At 54.1% G+C, this 19,281-nt stretch carries 15 protein-coding genes and 1 riboswitch; of the genes, 10 read left to right on the top strand and 5 right to left on the bottom strand.

Annotation, left to right across the window (positions count from 1 at the left end):
* The first annotated feature begins 362 nt into the window (after positions 1–362).
* Positions 363–1,202, top strand: a complete 840-nt coding sequence (locus tag QTO31_RS13220) for an NgoMIV family type II restriction endonuclease (RefSeq protein ID WP_301429516.1) — start codon at positions 363–365, stop codon at positions 1,200–1,202.
* Between the two features lie 338 nt (positions 1,203–1,540).
* Here the strand turns inward: QTO31_RS13220 and QTO31_RS13225 are convergent, their stop codons facing one another.
* Together QTO31_RS13225 and gatB are read right to left on the bottom strand one after the other, a co-directional pair.
* Complete coding sequence (locus QTO31_RS13225) at positions 1,541–2,590, bottom strand: SH3 domain-containing protein (protein WP_031458592.1); 1,050 nt, start codon at positions 2,588–2,590, stop codon at positions 1,541–1,543.
* The gene (gene gatB / locus QTO31_RS13230) at positions 2,587–4,041 is read right to left on the bottom strand and encodes an Asp-tRNA(Asn)/Glu-tRNA(Gln) amidotransferase subunit GatB (protein ID WP_301429518.1); all 1,455 of its coding nucleotides are present in this window, start codon (positions 4,039–4,041) and stop codon (positions 2,587–2,589) included. The genes QTO31_RS13225 and gatB overlap by 4 nt, the downstream gene beginning before the upstream one ends.
* Positions 4,042–4,230: 189 nt before the next feature.
* A riboswitch (M-box (ykoK) riboswitch) is annotated at positions 4,231–4,397 on the top strand.
* A gap of 469 nt (positions 4,398–4,866) precedes the next feature.
* On the opposite strand from gatB, the gene QTO31_RS13235 reads away from it, so the two are divergent.
* The 6 genes from QTO31_RS13235 to QTO31_RS13260 all read left to right on the top strand — a co-directional run bounded on the left by QTO31_RS13235 (position 4,867) and on the right by QTO31_RS13260 (position 12,160).
* Complete coding sequence (locus QTO31_RS13235) at positions 4,867–5,097, top strand: hypothetical protein (RefSeq protein ID WP_301429519.1); 231 nt, start codon at positions 4,867–4,869, stop codon at positions 5,095–5,097.
* A 123-nt stretch (positions 5,098–5,220) separates the two neighbouring features.
* A complete protein-coding gene (gene mgtE, locus QTO31_RS13240) occupies positions 5,221–6,591 on the top strand; it encodes a magnesium transporter (RefSeq protein WP_301429520.1) in 1,371 nt (456 codons plus the stop codon).
* 35 nt (positions 6,592–6,626) lie between these two features.
* A complete protein-coding gene (locus QTO31_RS13245) occupies positions 6,627–7,052 on the top strand; it encodes a hypothetical protein (RefSeq protein ID WP_301429521.1) in 426 nt (141 codons plus the stop codon).
* 80 nt (positions 7,053–7,132) lie between these two features.
* A complete protein-coding gene (locus tag QTO31_RS13250) occupies positions 7,133–9,145 on the top strand; it encodes an ABC transporter permease (protein ID WP_301429522.1) in 2,013 nt (670 codons plus the stop codon).
* 17 nt (positions 9,146–9,162) lie between these two features.
* Positions 9,163–10,500, top strand: a complete 1,338-nt coding sequence (locus QTO31_RS13255) for an AAA-associated domain-containing protein (protein WP_301429523.1) — start codon at positions 9,163–9,165, stop codon at positions 10,498–10,500.
* An 817-nt stretch (positions 10,501–11,317) separates the two neighbouring features.
* Complete coding sequence (locus tag QTO31_RS13260) at positions 11,318–12,160, top strand: MgtC/SapB family protein (protein WP_301429524.1); 843 nt, start codon at positions 11,318–11,320, stop codon at positions 12,158–12,160.
* Between the two features lie 184 nt (positions 12,161–12,344).
* On the opposite strand, the gene QTO31_RS13265 is transcribed toward QTO31_RS13260, so the two are convergent.
* Positions 12,345–13,034, bottom strand: a complete 690-nt coding sequence (locus QTO31_RS13265) for a Uma2 family endonuclease (protein WP_301429525.1) — start codon at positions 13,032–13,034, stop codon at positions 12,345–12,347.
* Positions 13,035–13,487: 453 nt separating this feature from the next.
* On the opposite strand from QTO31_RS13265, the gene aceB reads away from it, so the two are divergent.
* Both aceB and QTO31_RS13275 read left to right on the top strand, forming a co-directional pair.
* Positions 13,488–15,086 (top strand): malate synthase A, encoded by a 1,599-nt coding sequence (gene aceB / locus QTO31_RS13270; RefSeq protein WP_301429527.1) that lies wholly within the window; start codon positions 13,488–13,490, stop codon positions 15,084–15,086.
* A 269-nt stretch (positions 15,087–15,355) separates the two neighbouring features.
* Positions 15,356–16,279, top strand: a complete 924-nt coding sequence (locus tag QTO31_RS13275; protein WP_301429529.1) for an NAD-dependent epimerase/dehydratase family protein — start codon at positions 15,356–15,358, stop codon at positions 16,277–16,279.
* 144 nt (positions 16,280–16,423) lie between these two features.
* Here the strand turns inward: QTO31_RS13275 and QTO31_RS13280 are convergent, their stop codons facing one another.
* Positions 16,424–16,837, bottom strand: coding sequence for a DUF3054 domain-containing protein (locus QTO31_RS13280; RefSeq protein ID WP_301429532.1), 414 nt, complete (start codon positions 16,835–16,837; stop codon positions 16,424–16,426).
* A gap of 57 nt (positions 16,838–16,894) precedes the next feature.
* The gene (locus QTO31_RS13285; RefSeq protein WP_031458604.1) at positions 16,895–18,268 is read right to left on the bottom strand and encodes an alpha/beta fold hydrolase; all 1,374 of its coding nucleotides are present in this window, start codon (positions 18,266–18,268) and stop codon (positions 16,895–16,897) included.
* Between the two features lie 119 nt (positions 18,269–18,387).
* On the opposite strand from QTO31_RS13285, the gene QTO31_RS13290 reads away from it, so the two are divergent.
* A complete protein-coding gene (locus QTO31_RS13290; protein WP_031458605.1) occupies positions 18,388–19,227 on the top strand; it encodes a pyruvate, water dikinase regulatory protein in 840 nt (279 codons plus the stop codon).
* Positions 19,228–19,281 lie beyond the last annotated feature (54 nt).

The following is a 19,281-nucleotide window of genomic DNA, read 5'->3' on the forward strand; positions in this document are numbered from 1 at the left end:
CGGTTTCCCAATCCGCCTATTGGGTTCCAAACTTGCCCGCCGGCAATTGTATACTCTTGCGAGTTGACAAACGGCGAACATTGCTACGCTTGGATTACCATAAAAGTATAGGAGAAGCACCCAGAGCCGAGCACAGAAGAAGACAAGAACTGATGAACCATCACGCCATTCTGCTGATTTGTAAGATCTAAGAGCCTGATCAAGAACCCAGATTTCTCATTGGGCGCGTACCGCGCCCGTGCAACCATTGCGTGGGAGGGGTTCAATATTCTTTTGCTCCAGCCCCCACTTTGCCCCGTTCCGCTTCCCGTGGGGAAGCGGAACGGGGCTAGGGGTTATAAACTTCGCAGAACGCAAGACGTTTGAACTTCTTTGATTTGCGAAAGAAGTATCATGAACACATCTGTGCGCAGATTGTCTGGATAAAACCTGAAGGATCCTATCCAAACTTTGCCGACGCAAGCAGCAAATCGAGCAGAGCTATTGCATCCGCTGTTCTGCGACAAATGGGATGTGGTTTCTTCCGACGAGACCCCCTTTCTGATCAACAAACTGGTAAGCTATTCGAGGAGATCACGAGAGATTTTATCTCCGAAGCTTTTAATCTCCTCAATCATTTGAGGCCTGGAAAATGGATTTTCACATCTAAAACCATATCAAACTTTGATCAGTATGAACATTTAGCAGATATTGAAAGAATAGTGCGAGCAAATCGAGAACTTGCTTCTATTTTTGGAGTAGACTATATTATTAAACCCGACATAATCATAGCCAGAGTCCCAGTTTCGGATGACGAGATTAATGCAGAAGAAACACTTTTAGACCCTGCTCAAGCTATAGTTAAGTATTCTCCTCTCAGGAAGAAAGAAGGTTCAAAACCAATTCTTCACGCTAGTATTTCCTGCAAGTGGACAATGAGAAGTGATAGAAGTCAGAACATCAGAACAGAGGCAATGAATTTGATCCGGAATCGCAAAGGTCATACCCCACACATTGTTGCAGTTACTGCTGAACCACTACCGACACGTATTGCATCTCTAGCGCTCGGAACCGGTGATCTGGACTGTGTGTATCATATTGCACTCCATGAACTGGAGATCGCAGTTGCGTCCAATGAAGATCAGCAAGAGATGCTGCGGAACCTGATCGATGGCAAACGATTGCGCGACATTATTGATCTGCCATTCGATCTGGCAATATAGGCATGCAGCAATAGCGAAGAGAGGCGTTAGAATGCAACTTACCAATCTGTTCTCAAATGTGCCATCAGACAGATACTAAGGTAATGATACTCACGACGTTCAATCGTATTGATCCCCCTTCGCGGGTGAAGACCAATCTGTTCAGCTCCGCAGCTATCTGACCGTAGCAATGTGAGATTCCTATAAGCGGATCATACCGGCCAGTTTTAAAACACGTATGACTGTTACATCCGGCCACTGCATCATCGGCTCGGATTGCCAAATCTATCCATCCTTAGCATACTACCGACGAAGATCGCTAGCCGTCCGTCGCGTCCATACCTTCGTACCATTTCCCCTCACTCAATGCTCTGCAAAAATTCGCCAGCACACCACCCTTCGATACCTGCACTTCGCACCTGCCACCAGGTCAGGCCATCACGTTCAAGTGGACCAGCGATTACTTCAACTTCAGTTCCCGGTGCCAGAATGACTTGAATGGCAGCGTTGATCCCCGGCTCAACCCGCAGATTGAGGGCAGGGATGTCGCGGCTGACAATAGCTTTCCTGCCAACTGAAAGACCACCCGGTACAGCGGTTGACGAGCCTTCTGTTAGCCCAGAACTCCCCGACGATGTCGGTACCGGCGCCGATGTTGGTAACGCTACCGAAGTTTCCGTTGCTAGCGATACCTGTTCGGTTGGAAGTGGTGATACACCAACTAGCGGTACCGTTGGCAATGTTTGTGGGGCCGGATTCTGGATCAATAACGCAACGGCTATCCCAATGATGAAAATGCTGACCACGATCAGCACCGGGGCAACCCATGATGGAACGACCGGTACCCGTGTGGCAGAAGTTGTGCTGTACTGGTCACCGAGTGAACGAATACGTTGTGCTTCGTCATAGACCGTATGGCGGTCACGCAGGCGCACCCGAACCGGCTCATCGTCGGGCAACGTCGTTTGCGCACGCATCGGCTGGGTTGGCCGTGAGCGCGATGGTTGCTCGGCAGGTGGCAGTACCTGGATACCATACCGTGGCAAAATGATCGCTGCCAGACGTTGGTACGCCGCCAGAGTCTCACCGGTCACCGCGAGATGTTCACCACGAGCGATGCGACCACGTAACCGGTGCAGACGTCGCACTGCATCAGCCTCTTCAGCGCTCAGCGGTGCCTGAGACAGTTCTTGCATTGCCTCCAGGACTCCAGCAAACGAACCAAGTGCCACCGGAGAGCCGATCCGTAGCAAGTGTGCCCGTAGAGTATCCTCGATTGCGCCGTGAATGCTGAGTAACGCCAGCTCCGGCACCTCGCGCCGTGCCCGCGCTAAGGTATATTTTTCCCGCGCCGACTCCATTAACGTTAATGGATTCAGCGCGGCAGACTCATCGCCGGTTAGGGTCATTGCAGCTCTGCCTCTAACAACTCACGTACTCGCTGGGCGTTGGCCTGGCCTTTGGTTGCCCGCATAACCATGCCCACTAAAAACTGAATTGCCGTCGTCTTCCCCTTGCGGTACTCGGCAATCGCTTTAGCAGCTTTTTCATCGGCCAGTGCTGCACGTACCGCTGCCAGCAACGCATCATCATCGCTGATCTGGGTCAGCCCTCGTTCTGCAACCAGGATTTCTGGGTCAGCGCCGGTATTGAACACCTCTTCAAACAATTGCTTAGCAACGGCACGGGTGATCGTTCCACGCTGCACCAGATCGATGAGCGCAGCCAACCGCTGCACCGGCATCCGTTCAATGAGCGCTGTTGGTGGCTCACCCCGATCTTTCAACAGGCGAAAGCCTTCGTTCAACACCCAGTTAGCAACCTCTTTCGCACCGTCAGGTCGCTGAACGGCAGCAACGGCAGCCTCATAGTAATCGGCAATCGGTCGCTCTTGCGTCAGCAAGTCGGCGTCCTGCCATGACAGGCCGTAAGTCTCCATTAAGCGCATGCGTCGGGCGTCGGGCAATTCAGGCAGTTCAGCCTTCCGTGCAGCGATCCAATCGGGAGAAAGCACCAGCGGCGGAATGTCAGGTTCAGGGAAATAGCGGTAATCGTGAGCGTACTCCTTTGAGCGTTGCCCCTCGGTCCGACCAAGATCCTCGCGCCAGCCGCGCGTTTCTTGTTCGACCACACCGCCAGCTTCCAGAATGCGAATCTGGCGTTCGATCTCGTAGGCCAGTGCTCGTTCAACAAAACGGAACGAATTAATATTCTTGATCTCGACCTTAGCACCAAAACGATCAGAATCGGCACGGCGTACACTCACATTCGCATCACAGCGTAAAGCACCCTCTTCAAGATTTCCGCTGTTGGCGCCGATCCAGACCAGAATCTGCCGAATCTTCTCAAACGTTAACCGTGCCTCTTCAGGAGTGCGAATATCGGGACGGGTGACGATTTCCATCAGCGGCATTCCACTGCGGTTGTAATCGATTAGCGAAGAACCATCAGGACTGTGGATCAGGCGTCCGGTATCCTCCTCGATGTGGAGTCGTTCGATGCCGATCCGCCGCACTTCACCGGCAGCCGTCCGAATTTCGATGGCGCCATCGCTACACAGTGGCTCATCGTACTGGGTAATCTGAAAGCCCTTCGGCAGATCGGGGTAAGGGTACGATTTACGGGCGAAGATCGAGCGTTCGTTGACTCGACACCCCAAGGCCAATCCGCAGAGGGCAGCTAACTCCACTGCGCGAGCATTCAGCACCGGTAGCGCGCCTGGTAAACCAAGACTCACAACGGACACCCGCGTGTTTGGCGGCGCACCGGCATAATCGGTACTACATCCATCAAACATCTTTGAGAGCGTGCGCACATGCGCATGAATTTCAAGGCCAATTGTGGCGATATACTCTGTCATAGACTTCCTCGTGTTATGGTACATTGCCTCTATTGTACCCGTTTTTTCTACCTGTGACGCGAACGATGACACGCAAACAAAACCATTAGTCAGGGAGGGAGTATCTTATCAGGCGGCCCAAAATTGAGTCAAAAATTAGTATTGACACTGCATATTATCATGTGATATACTCAGTACGCCAACTGAGAAGTTGCTCCCTGGTAGGCGCGGCTTCACACAAACACAGGTTACTGCTCCGACCCGTCGAAAGACGCTTAGGGGTATACAGCAAGCTCGGCTTAAGGGCTTTGCCAAAGTAACTACGCTTTGGCCGTTACGTTGTGTGATAGCTTAAGATCAACCAGAGGGGGAGTGTTCGCACAAGCGTTCAATCCCTCTGATGCAATCAGAGGGTTTTTTGTTCGAGGTGTATATGGACGACGGTAGTCATCGTAGTCAGCGGCGCCGCGCCGCAATAACAATCCAGACGCATCGCCCTCTCGCCAGTATCTTATAGCCTTCACTGTCATCCCTCCTGATACCCTGGCGAGACGGGTTCGCCAGGGTTGTTTGTTGAGCGCAAGCCCGATGGATACGCACCAACGTATCTGCATCCTTCCTTCTTCGGCGTTGCGCTGCTGTCTCTCCAGTTTCTGATAACAATCTGCGATTGTACGTTGCAATCGTCTGCCCGTCATCCGCAGACGAAGGGAGAGCGTTTGCTCTCTATCAGGCGTGCATATCGGTCGGCGCCGATCATCTGATCGTGCGCAAGGTTTATTGTGCTTTTCAGAAAACCACTTGGGCAGCTTTTTTCGATTTGAAGGCGAGAGTGAGGAACCCACAATGCTGACCATTCGCTGGACGTTGGATCAGGAGGGACGGCTGGTTATGACTTTTGTTCGCCTGAACAAACCGTATCCCCGCGCGTATGCCGAAGTACGACAGGTGATCCAGAAGAATGCTCTTGCGCAGAACGGCTCAACACCGGACGGTGTGACGACCAATGATCGACTGACAACGCAGACGCCGGACGCACAGTCGGATCGGAGTATGGCAGCGCCGTCTCATTGTTGAATGCAACTCACAGGCGTTTGCTGCTAGAAAACGGGGAAAGGACGCACACAACGTTACACCTCCGTTCAGAACAACAATTTCGTTACGGCTACATTAAACAACGAACATAAAAGGAGAACTTCCATGCAGAGCCTGACAAGTGCGGTCATCGCCAAAAGCAAACCCGAAGAGATCAAGACAATCGCCAACGGCATGTCGATGGTTGAACTTGCCGAAACCTTCAATAAGCTGGATGTACGCGCCAGAGTTGCCATCTTTCGTATGCTGGAGAAGCGGAAAGCGCTGGAACTCTTCGAACATCTCGATGCACCCGATCAGGCGGATCTGATCAAAGCGCTCGGCGATCCAGAGAGTGTCCAACTGCTTGCGCAACTCGAACCGGATGATCGCGCTCGCCTGATCGAAGAACTGCCGGCAGAGGTTGCAAAGCGCCTGTTGGAGACGCTGACCCCGGATGCTCGTCAGGCAGTAAGTGAACTGCTAGGCTATCCCGAAGGAAGCGTCGGGCGAATCATGACTCCAAACTATATCGCAGTTCGTGAAGATGCGACCGTTGCCGATGCGCTTGCGGCGTTGCGCGACTCGCCGCGCCACCAGGACGAAACTGATATTGTTTTCGTTATAGGCGCTGATCGGCGGTATCGCGGCTTTGTGCGTCTGAGTCAATTGATCAGAGAGACACCTAGTCGATCAGTGAGCGAACTTCTTTCCGGCACGGGTCTCTTCGTTCGAGCTACTGCGCCAGATCTCGAAGCGGCGCGTTTGCTCAAATTCAGTGAACTGTCGGCCATCCCAGTGGTGGATAGTGAAGAGCGTCTGGTTGGTGCAGTAACGTTCGATGATGTCATCGATCTGATTGAACGTGACACATCCGAAACGATGTACCTCAAAGCTGGCGTGGGCGATCTTTTGCGCCGTAAGGACGAAGTGTACAGCCGAAAGCTGACCCAGGGTTCAATCCTGTATCCCATTCGGGTACGCATTGTGTTTCTCTTCGTGACGCTGCTCGGTGGGCTTGCGGTTGGTGGCCTGATCGAACAGTTCGAGGAGGTGTTGGCATCTATTCTTGCTGCAGCAGTGTTCATTCCACTGGTTATGGATATGGGCGGTAATGTGGGCACCCAGTCCACCACCATTTTTGCACGCGGACTGGCGCTTGGGCATATCAATATGCAACGCTTCGGACGGCATCTGGTGCGCGAGGTCTCAATCGGTGCACTGATGGGGATCGTCCTGGGCTTGGTCGGCGGCACTGTTGCATATTTCTGGCAGGGTCTCCCAAATGGTTTGCCACAACTTGGCATTGCAGTGGGACTATCGCTTGCCGCAGTAGTGACACTGGCCACATTTCTGGGTTTCATGTTGCCTTGGCTGATGTTGAAACTTGGACTGGATCACGCACCTGGCGCCGATCCGTTTATCACGACCATCAAGGACTTCACCGGGCTGGCACTCTATTTCTATCTGGTCAGCACCCTGATCGGCACCAACTAGGGCGAAACAGTAAGGTATTCCGACGGGGAAATGTCATGTTGACAAATGTCATGTTGACAAATGTCATGTTGACAATGGCCTACACTCGACATCGGGCAGCGATCCGGTGGTTGCTGATCGACGCAGTGCAGCGCGCCTGGTTGCACCATCAAACCATTGCGCTGCTCTACCAGCGCCTCGCTGCCCGAACGCCCGACAAACAGCATGCAAATTTGCTGGCTCAAATGGCGACAGCAAAAGTACGTCAACAGCAGCGCTACGAACAGATGCTGCTGCGTCTCAAGGCGCCACTGCCGCAGACGGAGTGCAGTCTTCTTGACCGGTTCCTCCTCTGGCTGTTGCCGTGTTGCGGCCTTGCTATCACCCTGCGCTGGGCTGAGTGGATCGAGCAGCGCGATATGCAGGCAATCTTAAACGCAGCACTGATCCTGCGCAGCTATCGGAGACCATACCGGCTGTGAGAAGCCTCCTGACAACGACGACGTTGTGTTCGATGTTGGAATCTCGTTGCCAAAGCCTTGACCATCTCAGGAGGATACGTATGCGCGTGACGTTTCCCGACGCGGGCGTGCTGCGCCCGCGCTTCAGACTGACGCCCTGGGACCTTGTGGTCGTCCCGCTGGTGATCGTGGCGATCCTGTTGCTGACGGTTGCGTTTCAGGGCGCATCGCAGCCATTCGATGAGACGACGCCTGATCTAACTGTTTCTCTAAATCCTGCCAACCTGCCCTATTACGGGTTGCGGACGGTGTTCCGCATGTTCCTTGCTGTGCTGCTGAGCCTGCTGTTCACGTTCACCGTGGCGACCCTGGCAGCCAAGTCGCGGCGCGCTGAGATCGTTATCATTCCAGCGCTGGATTTCCTCCAGTCACTGCCGATCCTGGGGTTCCTGACGGTGACAACGGCGATTTTTCTCGGCATGTTCCGCGGCAGCCTGCTCGGTCTGGAGGCGGCCAGTATCTTTGCAATCTTTACCTCGCAGGTGTGGAATATGGCCTTTAGCTTCTATCACTCGTTGATCACTACACCCAGAGAGCTACAAGAGGCTGCTGCCGTGTTACGGCTCTCGCCGTGGAAAAAGTTCTGGAAGCTGGAAGTTCCTTTCGCAATGCCCGGTCTGGTGTGGAACACGATGATGTCAGTATCGGGCGGGTGGTTCTTTGTGGTCGCCTCTGAGGTCATCTCGGTGGTCGGGCGCGACAATGATCAGTATCTGCCTGGAGTCGGCTCGTATGTCGGGCTGGCGATTGAGCAGGCGGATGTTGCGGCGATGGTGTATGCCGGTCTGACGTTACTGATAATCATTCTGATCTACGACCAGTTGATTTTCCGCCCTATCGTCGCCTGGTCTGAAAAATTCAAGTTCGAGCAGTCTGAGGCGCAGGAAGTTGCACAATCGTGGATGCTGCGTTTGTTGCAGCGGTCGGGGATCGCCAGCAGCCTGGGTGCGCTTGGCGCCGCGATCCGCCAGAGCATTCCGGTTCGGCTGACGGGTGATCATCCTGGTCCGCGCGTCGAACCGCAACCATCGCTGCGACCGATTGATCGTGCGATTGACCGGATCTGGTATGCGCTCGTGATCGCAGCGGCGCTCTGGGCAGTATGGTTCCTGGCAACGTATATGTTTGGTCCAGGGTTAGGTTTCGACAATGGTCAAATTCTGGCGGCAAACCCAAATATCAATACCGATCTCAATCCAGAGATTGCCCGCCGTTTTGCTGCGGTCGGAGTCACGGTCAACCCCGATCACACGGTCTGGCTGTCGGATGTGTGCGCAGCGACCGCAGGCGGAACGAGAGTCAGTGCGGAGATGACGGAAGTGCTGCGTGATGAGCGCGTCGGCGCGCCGGGCGATCTGGCCGCCGCCTGCGCTATACCCATGGTTCCTGCGGGCAAAGTATCCTGGCCAGAGGTCCTGGAGTGCCTGTGGCTTGGCTTGCTCACGACCATGCGCGTGATCATCTGGATCGGCATCTCGACGCTGGTCTGGACTCCGATTGGAGTCTGGATTGGGTTACGTCCGCGAGTCGCGCAGTTTGTGCAGCCGCTGGCGCAGTTTGCCGCTGCCTTCCCGGCCAACCTGCTCTTTCCGATTGCGGTGGTACTCATTGCTACCTATGCGCTGCCGCAGAACCTGTTTCAGGCGCCGCTGATGATTCTGGGAGCGCAGTGGTACATCCTGTTCAACGTGATCGCTGGCACGATCAGCATTCCAAACGATCTGAAAGAGGCTGCCCGGGTGCTTGGTCTGCGAGGGTGGGCATGGTGGCGCAAACTGATCATTCCGGCAATCTTTCCGGCGTTCGTCACCGGCGGAATTACAGCTTCGGGCGGTTCCTGGAATGCGTCCATCGTCTCTGAAGTCGTGTCGTGGGGCGCAACGACCCTCACCCTGACCGGTCTGGGCGCCTATATCGCTTACTGGAGCACCGGCGAGTTCAACCCGCACGTCGGTTTGGGCATGCTGGTGATGGGCATGCTCGTGCTGGCGTTCAACCGTCTGTTCTGGCGCCGACTCTACGCGCTGGCTGAGACGCGCTTCCGTCTGGATTAGTCGAAAGGAGAACCACAATGGCGACGACCCTGATACCGAAGACGACAGCTGGCGTCGGGAAAACGATCCTGAGCGTCCGCAATCTGCATAAACTCTTCAAAACGCCCGAAGGCAACGATCTGCTGGTGCTCGACAACATCAATCTGGACCTGGCGGAAGGTGAAATTGTCGCTCTCCTGGGACGTTCCGGATCCGGCAAATCAACGCTGCTCCGTTGTCTGATCGGGTTGATTTCACCATCGAGCGGAGAAGTACGCTATCGCAACCGACTGGTAACCGGTCCGATGCCAGGGATGGCGATGGTTTTCCAATCCTTTGCACTTTTCCCATGGCTGACAGTACTGGAGAACGTGGAACTGGGCCTGGAAACGATGGGAGTGCCAGAGGGTGAGCGCCGTCGGCGAGCACTGGCCGCAATTGATCTGATCGGTCTCGATGGCTTCGAGAGCGCCTATCCGAAAGAACTTTCGGGCGGCATGCGCCAGCGGGTCGGCTTCGCCCGTGCTCTGGTAACGAACCCTGACGTCCTGCTAATGGACGAGCCATTCTCAGCGCTTGACGTGCTGACGGCGGAAAACCTGCGTACCGAGTTGCTTGATCTCTGGGAAACACGACGGATTCCTACAAAAGCAATTCTGATGGTGACACATAACATTGAAGAAGCAGTTCTGATGGCTGACCGGGTGCTCATTCTCAGTTCCAATCCCGGACGAATCATCAGCAACGAACAGATTGATTTACCTCGACCACGTGATCGCAAAGATTCTGCATTTCTCGCCAGGGTCGAGACAATCTATCGGGCAATGACGACCCCGATAGCAACAGTTGTTGGCGCCGTCGGTGTTGAGAGCGAGCATACGAGCTTGGGAATGCGTCTGCCGGAAGCAGACGTAGCGCAAATCATCGGTCTCATCGAACAGGTAGAATCAGGTTCAGGACAGGGACGTGGCGATCTGCCAGCATTGGCTGCAGGTATGCAACTCGACGTGGATGACCTGTTCCCGCTTATCGATGCAGCCGAGTTACTGGGCTTTGCACAGATTCGCGAGGGGGATATTAACCTGTTGCCGGAAGGTGTGAAACTGGCCCGGAGCGATATTCAGGAACGGAAAGTGATCTTTGCTGAACACCTGATTAACCGCGTTCCGTTGATAGCACACATCCGGCGTGTCCTCTCCACACGCCCCGACCACCGTGCGCCCCGTGAAAGATTCCTCACGGAGCTGGAAGATTTTATGGGTACCGAAGAGGCTACCCGTACCCTTGATACTGCAATTGAATGGGGACGTTATGCCGAACTGTTTGAGTATGACGCACGAGAGGGACGGCTCCGGTTGCCGGAGAATGGCGGATGACGCCGTTCGATTTTATGGCGATGAGGTTTATCGAGTTTATACTGATACACATCGGTAGAGCCTAATCAAAAACTTCGATATGATGTGCTGGCATTCGTCACATACGATCCGACGCAATCATCGAGTGATCAATCCAGTCATCGGATGATGGTGATCCGCTGTCGCTGGTGGGTGCGGCGCCAATCAGGGTGATCGTATTGACATCGTCGCTCCAATCGTTCCCATTGCATCGTCCGTATCAATTGGGTCAACGGATGGACGGGATTGGCGGGATGGACGGACAGTAGGGGCGAAAAAAATTTTTCACCCCTACCGTTCATCGTCCGTTTCAGCATTGCACCTGCCCTGTACCCATTCCGGCGTCCGGCACCACGTGGTTGGCATCATACCCATCGGCGCCCACTTGTGGGCACTGCCTAGGCACGACCATCGGCAGTATGATGCGGCGACGAACCGCGATCTTTGATTACGCTCTTATAGCATAATGCCGCACCGTTGTATAACCTTCGTGTCAGGAGGGTAAACTGCCTGCACGTATCCTATGCGTCACTGCCGGTTAACTGTTCTGAATTTCGCCAGAACCCATGTTCCGAGAGAGAGTTCTAGTCATCGAAACGCTGCAATTGCTACTTGTTACGACATCATGCCCGTCATTAGTGCTGTACTTTGGGTCGTAAGCAATCACTTCAGTCGTTGCTGAATGCAACTTTCGGTATTGTTGGGTTAAATCATCGATTATCATAAAATCGTGAGGTCCTCGCATAGTATCAGCAGGTCGTGGCCTATAGCAGTACTCCGAGGTAGAGGAGAGACACTAATGCAAGACGTAGTCATCGAGTTAGTGCGCTTACTTGGACCGGCTAATTTCGACTTGATTTTTCGGCTCATTCTGACCATGATCCTCTGCGGATTAATCGGTCTCGAACGCTCGAATCACGAGCGAGCGAGCGGTTTCCGTCCCCATATTCTGGTCGGTTTAGGAGCCTGTATGGTAACGATGGCGGGTGCATACGGCTTTCCCGAACTAACCGGTGAGCGCGATGCACTGCGAGTTGCCAGTTATGTTGTTTCAGGGATTGGATTCCTTGGTGCTGGTGCAATCCTGCGGCACGGAACGACGGTGCGTGGTCTGACGACAGCAGCCACATTGTGGGGATGTGCCGGTATTGGTGTGACTGTAGCAACGGGATTAGGTTGGTTAGCAATTGTCAGCACAGTTCTCTTTCTTTTCACACTGATGATACTTGAATGGCTCGAAGCCAAGCTCAATCTTGGTCGTCCGGTGAGTCGATTGCGTATTCATCTGCACGATGACAATCGTGCTGTTGGAAAGGCACTTAATGCGCTTGCCCGTCTCGGAGCACCGGTTAAACGTGCGACGGTCTTACCTGGCGCCGGAACCTCGGCGTTGCTTGATGTTGAACTCGCACGAGCACTTACTGCCGAACAGGCGCCGCTTCTGGCGAAGCAATTGTTGACCCTCAAAAAGTACGTTGCTCAAGTAGATACAACTGTCGCACCGTTGGATGAACCTGCAGATGATGAGGAGCCAGCGGAGATGCGGGATAAGGTGGTACCGCTCAACCTTAGTGACGACGATATTCTGCGTGATCTCAACGATCAGGACGAGAAAGAGAAAATGTCGTCGCCACGAGCCTGAAGCCATATTCAGATAAGCGTGATGTAGCTTGCAGCATTTCCCTGCTGGACGGTAGTATGTACTATACCATCATAACAGCGGGATAGTGCTGCTATGCTCCTTCTACCATTCACGAACTGGGAAGTACTAGAACGACATCCTGCCCATCTTACGGATATGCTGCACTGATCCAAAGAGACAGCACTCACTCCTCAGCAGGTTCAATTCCGAGTGCCCGCAGTTGAGCAGCTAACCGCTCGGCGCGTTGACGTTCCTGCTCAGCGCGTTGACGCTCCTGCTCAGCGCGTTGGCGTTCCTGCTCGGCTTGTGCCTGTAGCTCAACGAAGCTGACGAATGGGCGGCCATCCGGCCAGTACAATTGCATTCCCTGATCGGTACGACCAAACCGGATCCCCAGCCGTGGGCTGACCCAACCATCAAGTTCCTGGATTACTCGTAACCGCCCATCACGCCGCTGCCAGCCACTCATATCCCCACGGTCAGGATCGTACAGATAATACTCTTCAACCCCGTATGTATCGTAGAACTCCTGCTTAGCCGCCAGTTCGGTCAACGTATTACTTGGCGATAACACCTCAAACACGACTTGGGGTGCAATTCCGTCTTCCTCCCATTGGCGATACGAACCGCGATCACCTTTCGGTCGCCCAAAAACAACCATCACATCAGGCGCACGGCGAATGTCAGGCCGACCTTCGACGGGGTACCAGAGCAGGTCGCCAGCGACAAAAACATCATCCCGTTCCCGAAAGATGGCATCGAGATTACCCTGAATGGTGACGATTGCCCGGAATTGTTTCGTATTGTCGGCCATCGGCATACCATCACTGTCGGGGTAGACGATTGGTGTGGTCATCACGGTTTGACTACTCATCATCCACCTCCTGAAAGAATGAACGTTTGTTCTACAACCTATCATTCTTCGTGTTACCCGTCAAGCCCATCTGCCTGGGTTGCAGAGATTTTCAACGTTTTACCTGATCCTGTAGTGGGATTGAAGAGAGACAAGAGCGGAGTGAGCAACCTGTGGAGCGTGCGGTGGCTATGGTCAGTCCCCCGTTCTCGCGCCAATGATGCGGTCAGCGCTGTTGAAGATCGGGTATAGACGCCGCTCCGACGGTCGGTGACGGACCTGAGCGACGAGTCTTGGGCATTCCCATTTTGGAAGTCCAGGGTTCGTGCTGCGGAATGTGCCCGGCATCCCTCGTTCGCCCAATCGCTTCTTCTCTCCCTTTTTTCCTGCTTGACATCACCTCGCCATAGACTGTTACTTTCTCTGGTATAATAGCGCACGGAAATGTTTTCCGCATGATGAAAGGAGGGTTTCATGACCACCCAACCACTCCCCGCCGGAGTCACGATTACTGCGCCGATAACACCCGCATACGCTGAAATACTTACACCAGAGGCTCTCGAGTTCCTCGCTACGCTTCACCGCCACTTCAATGGCCGCCGTCTCGAATTACTCGCCCGTCGCGCCGAACGGCAACGGGCTATTGATGCTGGTGAGCGACCCGATTTTCTCGCTGAAACTGCCCATATTCGCGAGAGTGATTGGACGATTGCTCCAATTCCACACCAGATCAAAGACCGTCGGGTTGAAATTACCGGTCCGGTTGACCGCAAAATGATTATCAATGCGCTCAATTCGGGGGCAAAGGTCTTTATGGCCGATTTCGAGGATGCCAATACTCCGACATGGGAGAACCAGATCGAAGGTCAGATCAATCTGCGTGATGCTCTCCGTCGTACCATTACTTACACTAGCCCCGAAGGTAAGTACTACGCCCTCAACGACAACCCGGCAATCCTGTTTGTGCGCCCCCGTGGCTGGCACCTTAACGAAAAGCATATGCTGGTTGATGGCGAACCGATTTCTGGTTCGATTTTCGACTTCGGCCTCTACTTTTTCCATAATGCCCAGACTGCAATTGACATCCAGGGTGGTCCCTATTTCTATCTACCCAAGCTAGAGAGCCATCTCGAAGCACGACTGTGGAACGACATCTTTGTCCTGGCTCAGGAGCTACGTGGTATTCCACGGGGTACGATTAAAGCCACTGTTCTGATCGAGACTATCCTCGCCGCCTTCGAGATGGACGAAATTCTCTATGAGCTACGTGAGCACTCGGCTGGTCTGAATTGTGGACGCTGGGATTACATCTTCTCGTGTATCAAGAAGTTCCGCAACGATCCCAATTTCTGCCTGGCCGACCGGGCGTTAGTAACGATGACGACTCACTTTATGCGTTCGTACTCGCTCCTGGCCATCAAGACGTGTCATCGCCGCGGTGCGCACGCTATGGGTGGCATGGCCGCTCAGATTCCGATCAAGAATGATCCGGTCGCAAATGAAGCCGCGCTCGCGAAGGTACGTGCTGACAAAGAACGCGAAGCGTCCGATGGTCACGATGGTACATGGGTGGCACACCCCGGCCTGGTACCGGTGGCAATGGAAGTCTTTGATCGCTTGATGCCCACACCCAATCAGATTGACCGCCAGCGTGACGATGTGCAGGTGACCGCAGCCGATCTGCTGGCCTTTGGGCCAGAACGACCGATTACTGAACAGGGCATGCGTCTGAACATCAATGTTGGCATTCAGTATCTCGGTTCCTGGCTGGCCGGGAATGGTTGTGTTCCCGTCTTCAACTTGATGGAAGATGCTGCTACCGCTGAAATTTCGCGCGCCCAGATCTGGCAGTGGATCCGTAGTCCGAAGGGTGTGCTCGAGGATGGTCGTAAGGTTACGGTAGAACTCTTCCGCCAGATGCTGCCTGAAGAGTTGGCGAAAGTACGCGAGATTCTCGGCCCCGCCTACGAAGATGGCCGCTATGAAGAAGCTGCCGAGCTGTTTGATGAAATTACAACCGACTCCGAGTTTGTTGAATTTTTGACGCTCCCAGCTTACGAGCGGCTCCCGTAAGATAAGCAGAACCTCCGTTACCGTACCCTGCACTGGGTAGGCAGAGATCATCCCTTTGCCTACCCACATCTACTATCCCTCATAGATCGTCCACTCTTTGCCCACCTTTTGCCAGGTAAATTTCCGCTAGCCATGCGCGCTTGCCGGTGTTACAATGAACACTAACCTGCTGCACGTTTACAGACAAGCACCGCACTTACCGATGTGCAGCCTGCTATAAGTTGGGCGGTGTCAGAGAAGTCACCCGCCCCCACACGACGAGGTGACGTATGACGAATTATCTGATTGCCGGCGCAGCGGGATACATCGGTTCGCGATTGGCTGCCCGCCTCCTGGCTGCCGGCCATCGCGTGCGCGGTCTTGTCTCCAGCGCCGAAGACCCGGTTGTTGAGCGTCTTGCCGCTCGCGGAATGGCCGTCTGGATCGGCGATCTTACTCGCCCCGAAACGATTGATGGTATTACCGACGACATAGAAGTCGTTTTCAACCTCACCAATCGGATGCCGATCGATGGCTCAGCGCTCCTCCGTGCACTGTACATTGATGGCAACCAACACCTGATCGCGATGTCTGTCCGTGCTCGCACTGTGCGTACCTATCTGTGGACGTCGGGCATCGCCCCCTACGGTGATCAGGGTGAAAGTTGGGTAGATGAGGACAGTCCGGTTGCACCTTCATACCCTCTTGGTACGATTCTGGCCACTGCCGAACAGATGGTGCTGCAAGCGGTGCGTTCATATCGCTTTCCAGCAATCATCTTGCGGATGGCAACGGTATACGGACCTGATCGCGATCCACTAGAGGCGATTGCCAGCGGTCAGTTGACGATTTATGGGAATGGGCGCAATTTTGTTCCCCATATTCACATTGATGATGCGCTGGAAGTGCTCATTCGTGCTGCCGAGGTTGGTCAGATCGGAGCTATTTACAACGTTGGCGATGACGAACCTCTACGTCTGATTGAGATTGTCAGTGAGGTACGTCGTCGGCTCGGTATGCTACCGCCACGCACCTTTGATCCCAGCATCGGTATCCGCGCCGGTATCGACCGCTCGGTGATCGGGGCGTTGACTTCTTCGGTGCGATTGAGTAACGCTCGTATGCGCCATGATCTGGGAATCGAGCTGCGTTACCCCAGTTTGCGCTACTGGATCGATGAACGCTTACCACTCGAGCTAGAGGTTAGTGTGTAGTAGAGGGTCGGCGCTCTATGTGGCTCATTATTTGGGGCGGGTTGCCAGGCTTCCCGCCCACCTATGTTAGTGCAATCCCGATTGTTTCCCTGCATCCATCCTGCGATCGCCAGGCCCCGACGTTCTACACCTGACCATCTGAGATTACCCGGCCCGGCGCGTTGTCCACCAACTGTAGCTACCACGCCAGATCACGAGCAAGATAGCCACCGTCAGGAACGTAACCAGCGCAAAACTGAGCGGGCTTGCCCGTCCGAGTTGCAACCAACGCAAACCGAGACCCACCGGCAAGGTGATCAGCCATGCTACTTGTGTGAGACCGATCATACGTAAGGGCGGGTGTTGGCGAAAGACACCGATCCACGGCGCAACCAGTAGCCAGCTCAGGAAAAATGGGAACGCTACGCGCACTGCTGCCAGCAGCGGATGCTCATCGACCAGACCATGTGAACTGCGACCTAGTAAGGCAAAGATGATAAAGACCAATCCATCACCGCTAACCATGACTGCCCGTTGCCACCACGAATGCTCATCCGTTTTATACGTTAGCTTTGCCATAGGATAGTACCTTTTCTTAATTGACGAGCGAACTGACAGCGCTGGCTTCAGACAAAACTATTGTAACTCCTCCTGCCGCAGCACCTGCAATTGCCGCACCAACCCTTGTTGTTGCCAGTTAGCCAGGCGTAATCGTAAAGCAAGGGCAGTGGCTATATTCCACAGCACCGCATTCCCGAGCGCAGGATCATCTTCAGCCAGTGCCCGTAGTCGTTCCCGTCGCAATGCCAGCAGGGTCACCCCATCTTCACCGGCCCGCAGATCAGCACTCCGCCTGCCACCATCGAGTAACGACATCTCGCCAGTAATTTGCCCACTGACAACAGTCATCAACAAGCGCTGGCTATCGGGATCACCTTCTATCGGCGGACTCCAGATCTCTAATGATCCTTCTTGCACCAGATACAGATCGGTTGACTCCTGATTTGTCCGATCCACCAGTGTCCCTGGTGCGTAGCGTCGGCGCTCTAAATGGGCCGCCAGCCGGACACGCTGCGCAAGGTTTAAGCCATTACCAATTTGCGAATTCGCGAGAAACTCGGCGATCTGGGTCGTCACTTCTGCCGGTTGCACTAACACATCCGGTTCGCCGATAATTGACGGTAATCCCAGGTAACTGGCAATATAGCGCATTGTCACTTCTGGTGTCTCGAAATGTGGCCAGTGACCCGCTTTCGGAATGATGCGGAGATCGGCAGAAGTCCACTCATCGGCAATGACACCAGCATCGCGCAAAGGCACCGTATTGTCTTCTGCCCCCCAGATGACTAACGCTGGCGTCTCAAGCTCACGTAACCGCCCACTTAAGTCCTGATTGCGCATCGCAACGAAACATTCAGCCCGTACCCGACCCTGCCCAGGTCGGCGAGCATCAGCGCGCAGGCGCAAGTAATCGGCTTCACTGATTGCTGAACGCTCGGCAAATGACGCCGGTTTCATTAGGCTATCGGTGACGTACAGCATCGATGGTTCAAGCAACGAAAGAAACCGATCCAGGAGCGGAATACGCTCGATCATCGTGATCGGTGAGACGAATGTATTGATCCAGAACGATAAACGACCAGAGATGGTTGGACAGAGGAGGACCATCCGATCAACCAGTTGCGGAACCTGCAATGCAAGCGTGGCGCTGATCATGCCACCCATTGAGTGACCAACTAACACTGCCGGGTGCTCGCTCAAGCCGGTGATCAGGCGACCAATAATCTGCGCATATCGCCCAATGGTAGCCCGTTCACGCAGTGGTGGTGACTCACCATAGCCGGGAAGATCAACAGCTACACAGCGGAAACGACGGCTCAGTATGGGAATCAGTGGTGACATTGCAAATGATGAACTTGACCAGCCATGAATGAGCACGGCCAGTTGCGCATGACGCGGCCCGACATCAATCGCATGAATCTGTGCACCGTCAATTGAAAAGATTTCCATACCTCATTCCCGCTGTGCAGCTCGCTAGTTTAGTGGTATCATACCAATAACTATACCCTTTCGTCTACGAGTCATTGTGCCGAACAAGCGACCATTTGTAGATTACGAAACGTTTGCGAATGAGCGAACTCTCAAACTCTCAAACGGCGCCACCCCTCTATATCGTGTCTGGTGGTGCGGGCGCGGTTGGTGAACAGGTTGCTCGCCTGACACTTTCCCAATTTGAAGGAGCTGAAGTTCCACTCATCATCGTGCCTAATGTCCGCGATCTGAATCAGATTACCGAAGTCGTAACACAGGCTGCCCAAAACAATGGCACGATTTTACATACGCTGATGGAACCGGTGCTGCGACGTGAACTGATGCGCCTGGCCCGCGAAATGGGGGTAGCCGAAATCGATCTGGTGGGAAGTGTCCTGTCACGATTAGCGACCGTCTTGCAAAAAGAACCGATTGGCAAGCCGGGGTTGTATCAACCACGCCGTTCGACCTATTTTGAACGGTTGGAGGCAATTGAATACACCGTTGCCCATGACGACGGCAACAAACCACACGAACTCCATCAGGCCGATATTGTGCTGGTTGGGATTTCGCGTGTCGGCAAAACCCCGCTCAGTATGTATCTGGCAGTGTTGGGGTGGAAAGTCGCCAATGTGCCGCTGGTACGCAATATTCCGCTCCCTGAGACCTTGTTTCAGATTGATCGACGGCGAGTGATCGGGTTAATCGTCGAAGCCGAGCAGATTGCTGCCCGTCGGCGCTGGCGCCAACGCCGCATGGGTGTCAACCTCGGTGGCACATACACCAATCTCGAAGCAGCCCACGAGGAAGTGGAATGGGCCAGACAAACATTCCGAAAGAATGGTTGGACGACGATTGATGTTACCGATAAATCGATTGAAGAGAGCGCCGATGAAATTATTTGCCTGATTTCACGTCGGTTGAATACACCCTCGTAAGAAGGGAATAGACGATGCACCTGTACTCTGGAAGCGTAAACTGCTGACTCACCT

It is taken from the genome of Chloroflexus sp. MS-CIW-1, assembly GCF_030444705.1.
Lineage (GTDB): Bacteria > Chloroflexota > Chloroflexia > Chloroflexales > Chloroflexaceae > Chloroflexus.

Excerpts from the sequence above, each read along its gene's own strand:
- QTO31_RS13260 (WP_301429524.1), top strand. The coding sequence starts at position 11,318 with ATGCAAGACGTAGTCATCGAGTTAGTGCGCTTACTTGGACCGGCTAAT.
- QTO31_RS13265 (WP_301429525.1), bottom strand. The coding sequence starts at position 13,034 with ATGAGTAGTCAAACCGTGATGACCACACCAATCGTCTACCCCGACAGT.
- QTO31_RS13255 (WP_301429523.1), top strand. The coding sequence starts at position 9,163 with ATGGCGACGACCCTGATACCGAAGACGACAGCTGGCGTCGGGAAAACG.
- QTO31_RS13225 (WP_031458592.1), bottom strand. The coding sequence starts at position 2,590 with ATGACCCTAACCGGCGATGAGTCTGCCGCGCTGAATCCATTAACGTTA.
- aceB (WP_301429527.1), top strand. The coding sequence starts at position 13,488 with ATGACCACCCAACCACTCCCCGCCGGAGTCACGATTACTGCGCCGATA.
- QTO31_RS13235 (WP_301429519.1), top strand. The coding sequence starts at position 4,867 with ATGCTGACCATTCGCTGGACGTTGGATCAGGAGGGACGGCTGGTTATG.
- mgtE (WP_301429520.1), top strand. The coding sequence starts at position 5,221 with ATGCAGAGCCTGACAAGTGCGGTCATCGCCAAAAGCAAACCCGAAGAG.
- gatB (WP_301429518.1), bottom strand. The coding sequence starts at position 4,041 with ATGACAGAGTATATCGCCACAATTGGCCTTGAAATTCATGCGCATGTG.
- QTO31_RS13245 (WP_301429521.1), top strand. The coding sequence starts at position 6,627 with ATGTTGACAAATGTCATGTTGACAAATGTCATGTTGACAATGGCCTAC.
- QTO31_RS13285 (WP_031458604.1), bottom strand. The coding sequence starts at position 18,268 with ATGGAAATCTTTTCAATTGACGGTGCACAGATTCATGCGATTGATGTC.
- QTO31_RS13290 (WP_031458605.1), top strand. The coding sequence starts at position 18,388 with ATGAGCGAACTCTCAAACTCTCAAACGGCGCCACCCCTCTATATCGTG.
- QTO31_RS13250 (WP_301429522.1), top strand. The coding sequence starts at position 7,133 with ATGCGCGTGACGTTTCCCGACGCGGGCGTGCTGCGCCCGCGCTTCAGA.
- QTO31_RS13280 (WP_301429532.1), bottom strand. The coding sequence starts at position 16,837 with ATGGCAAAGCTAACGTATAAAACGGATGAGCATTCGTGGTGGCAACGG.
- QTO31_RS13275 (WP_301429529.1), top strand. The coding sequence starts at position 15,356 with ATGACGAATTATCTGATTGCCGGCGCAGCGGGATACATCGGTTCGCGA.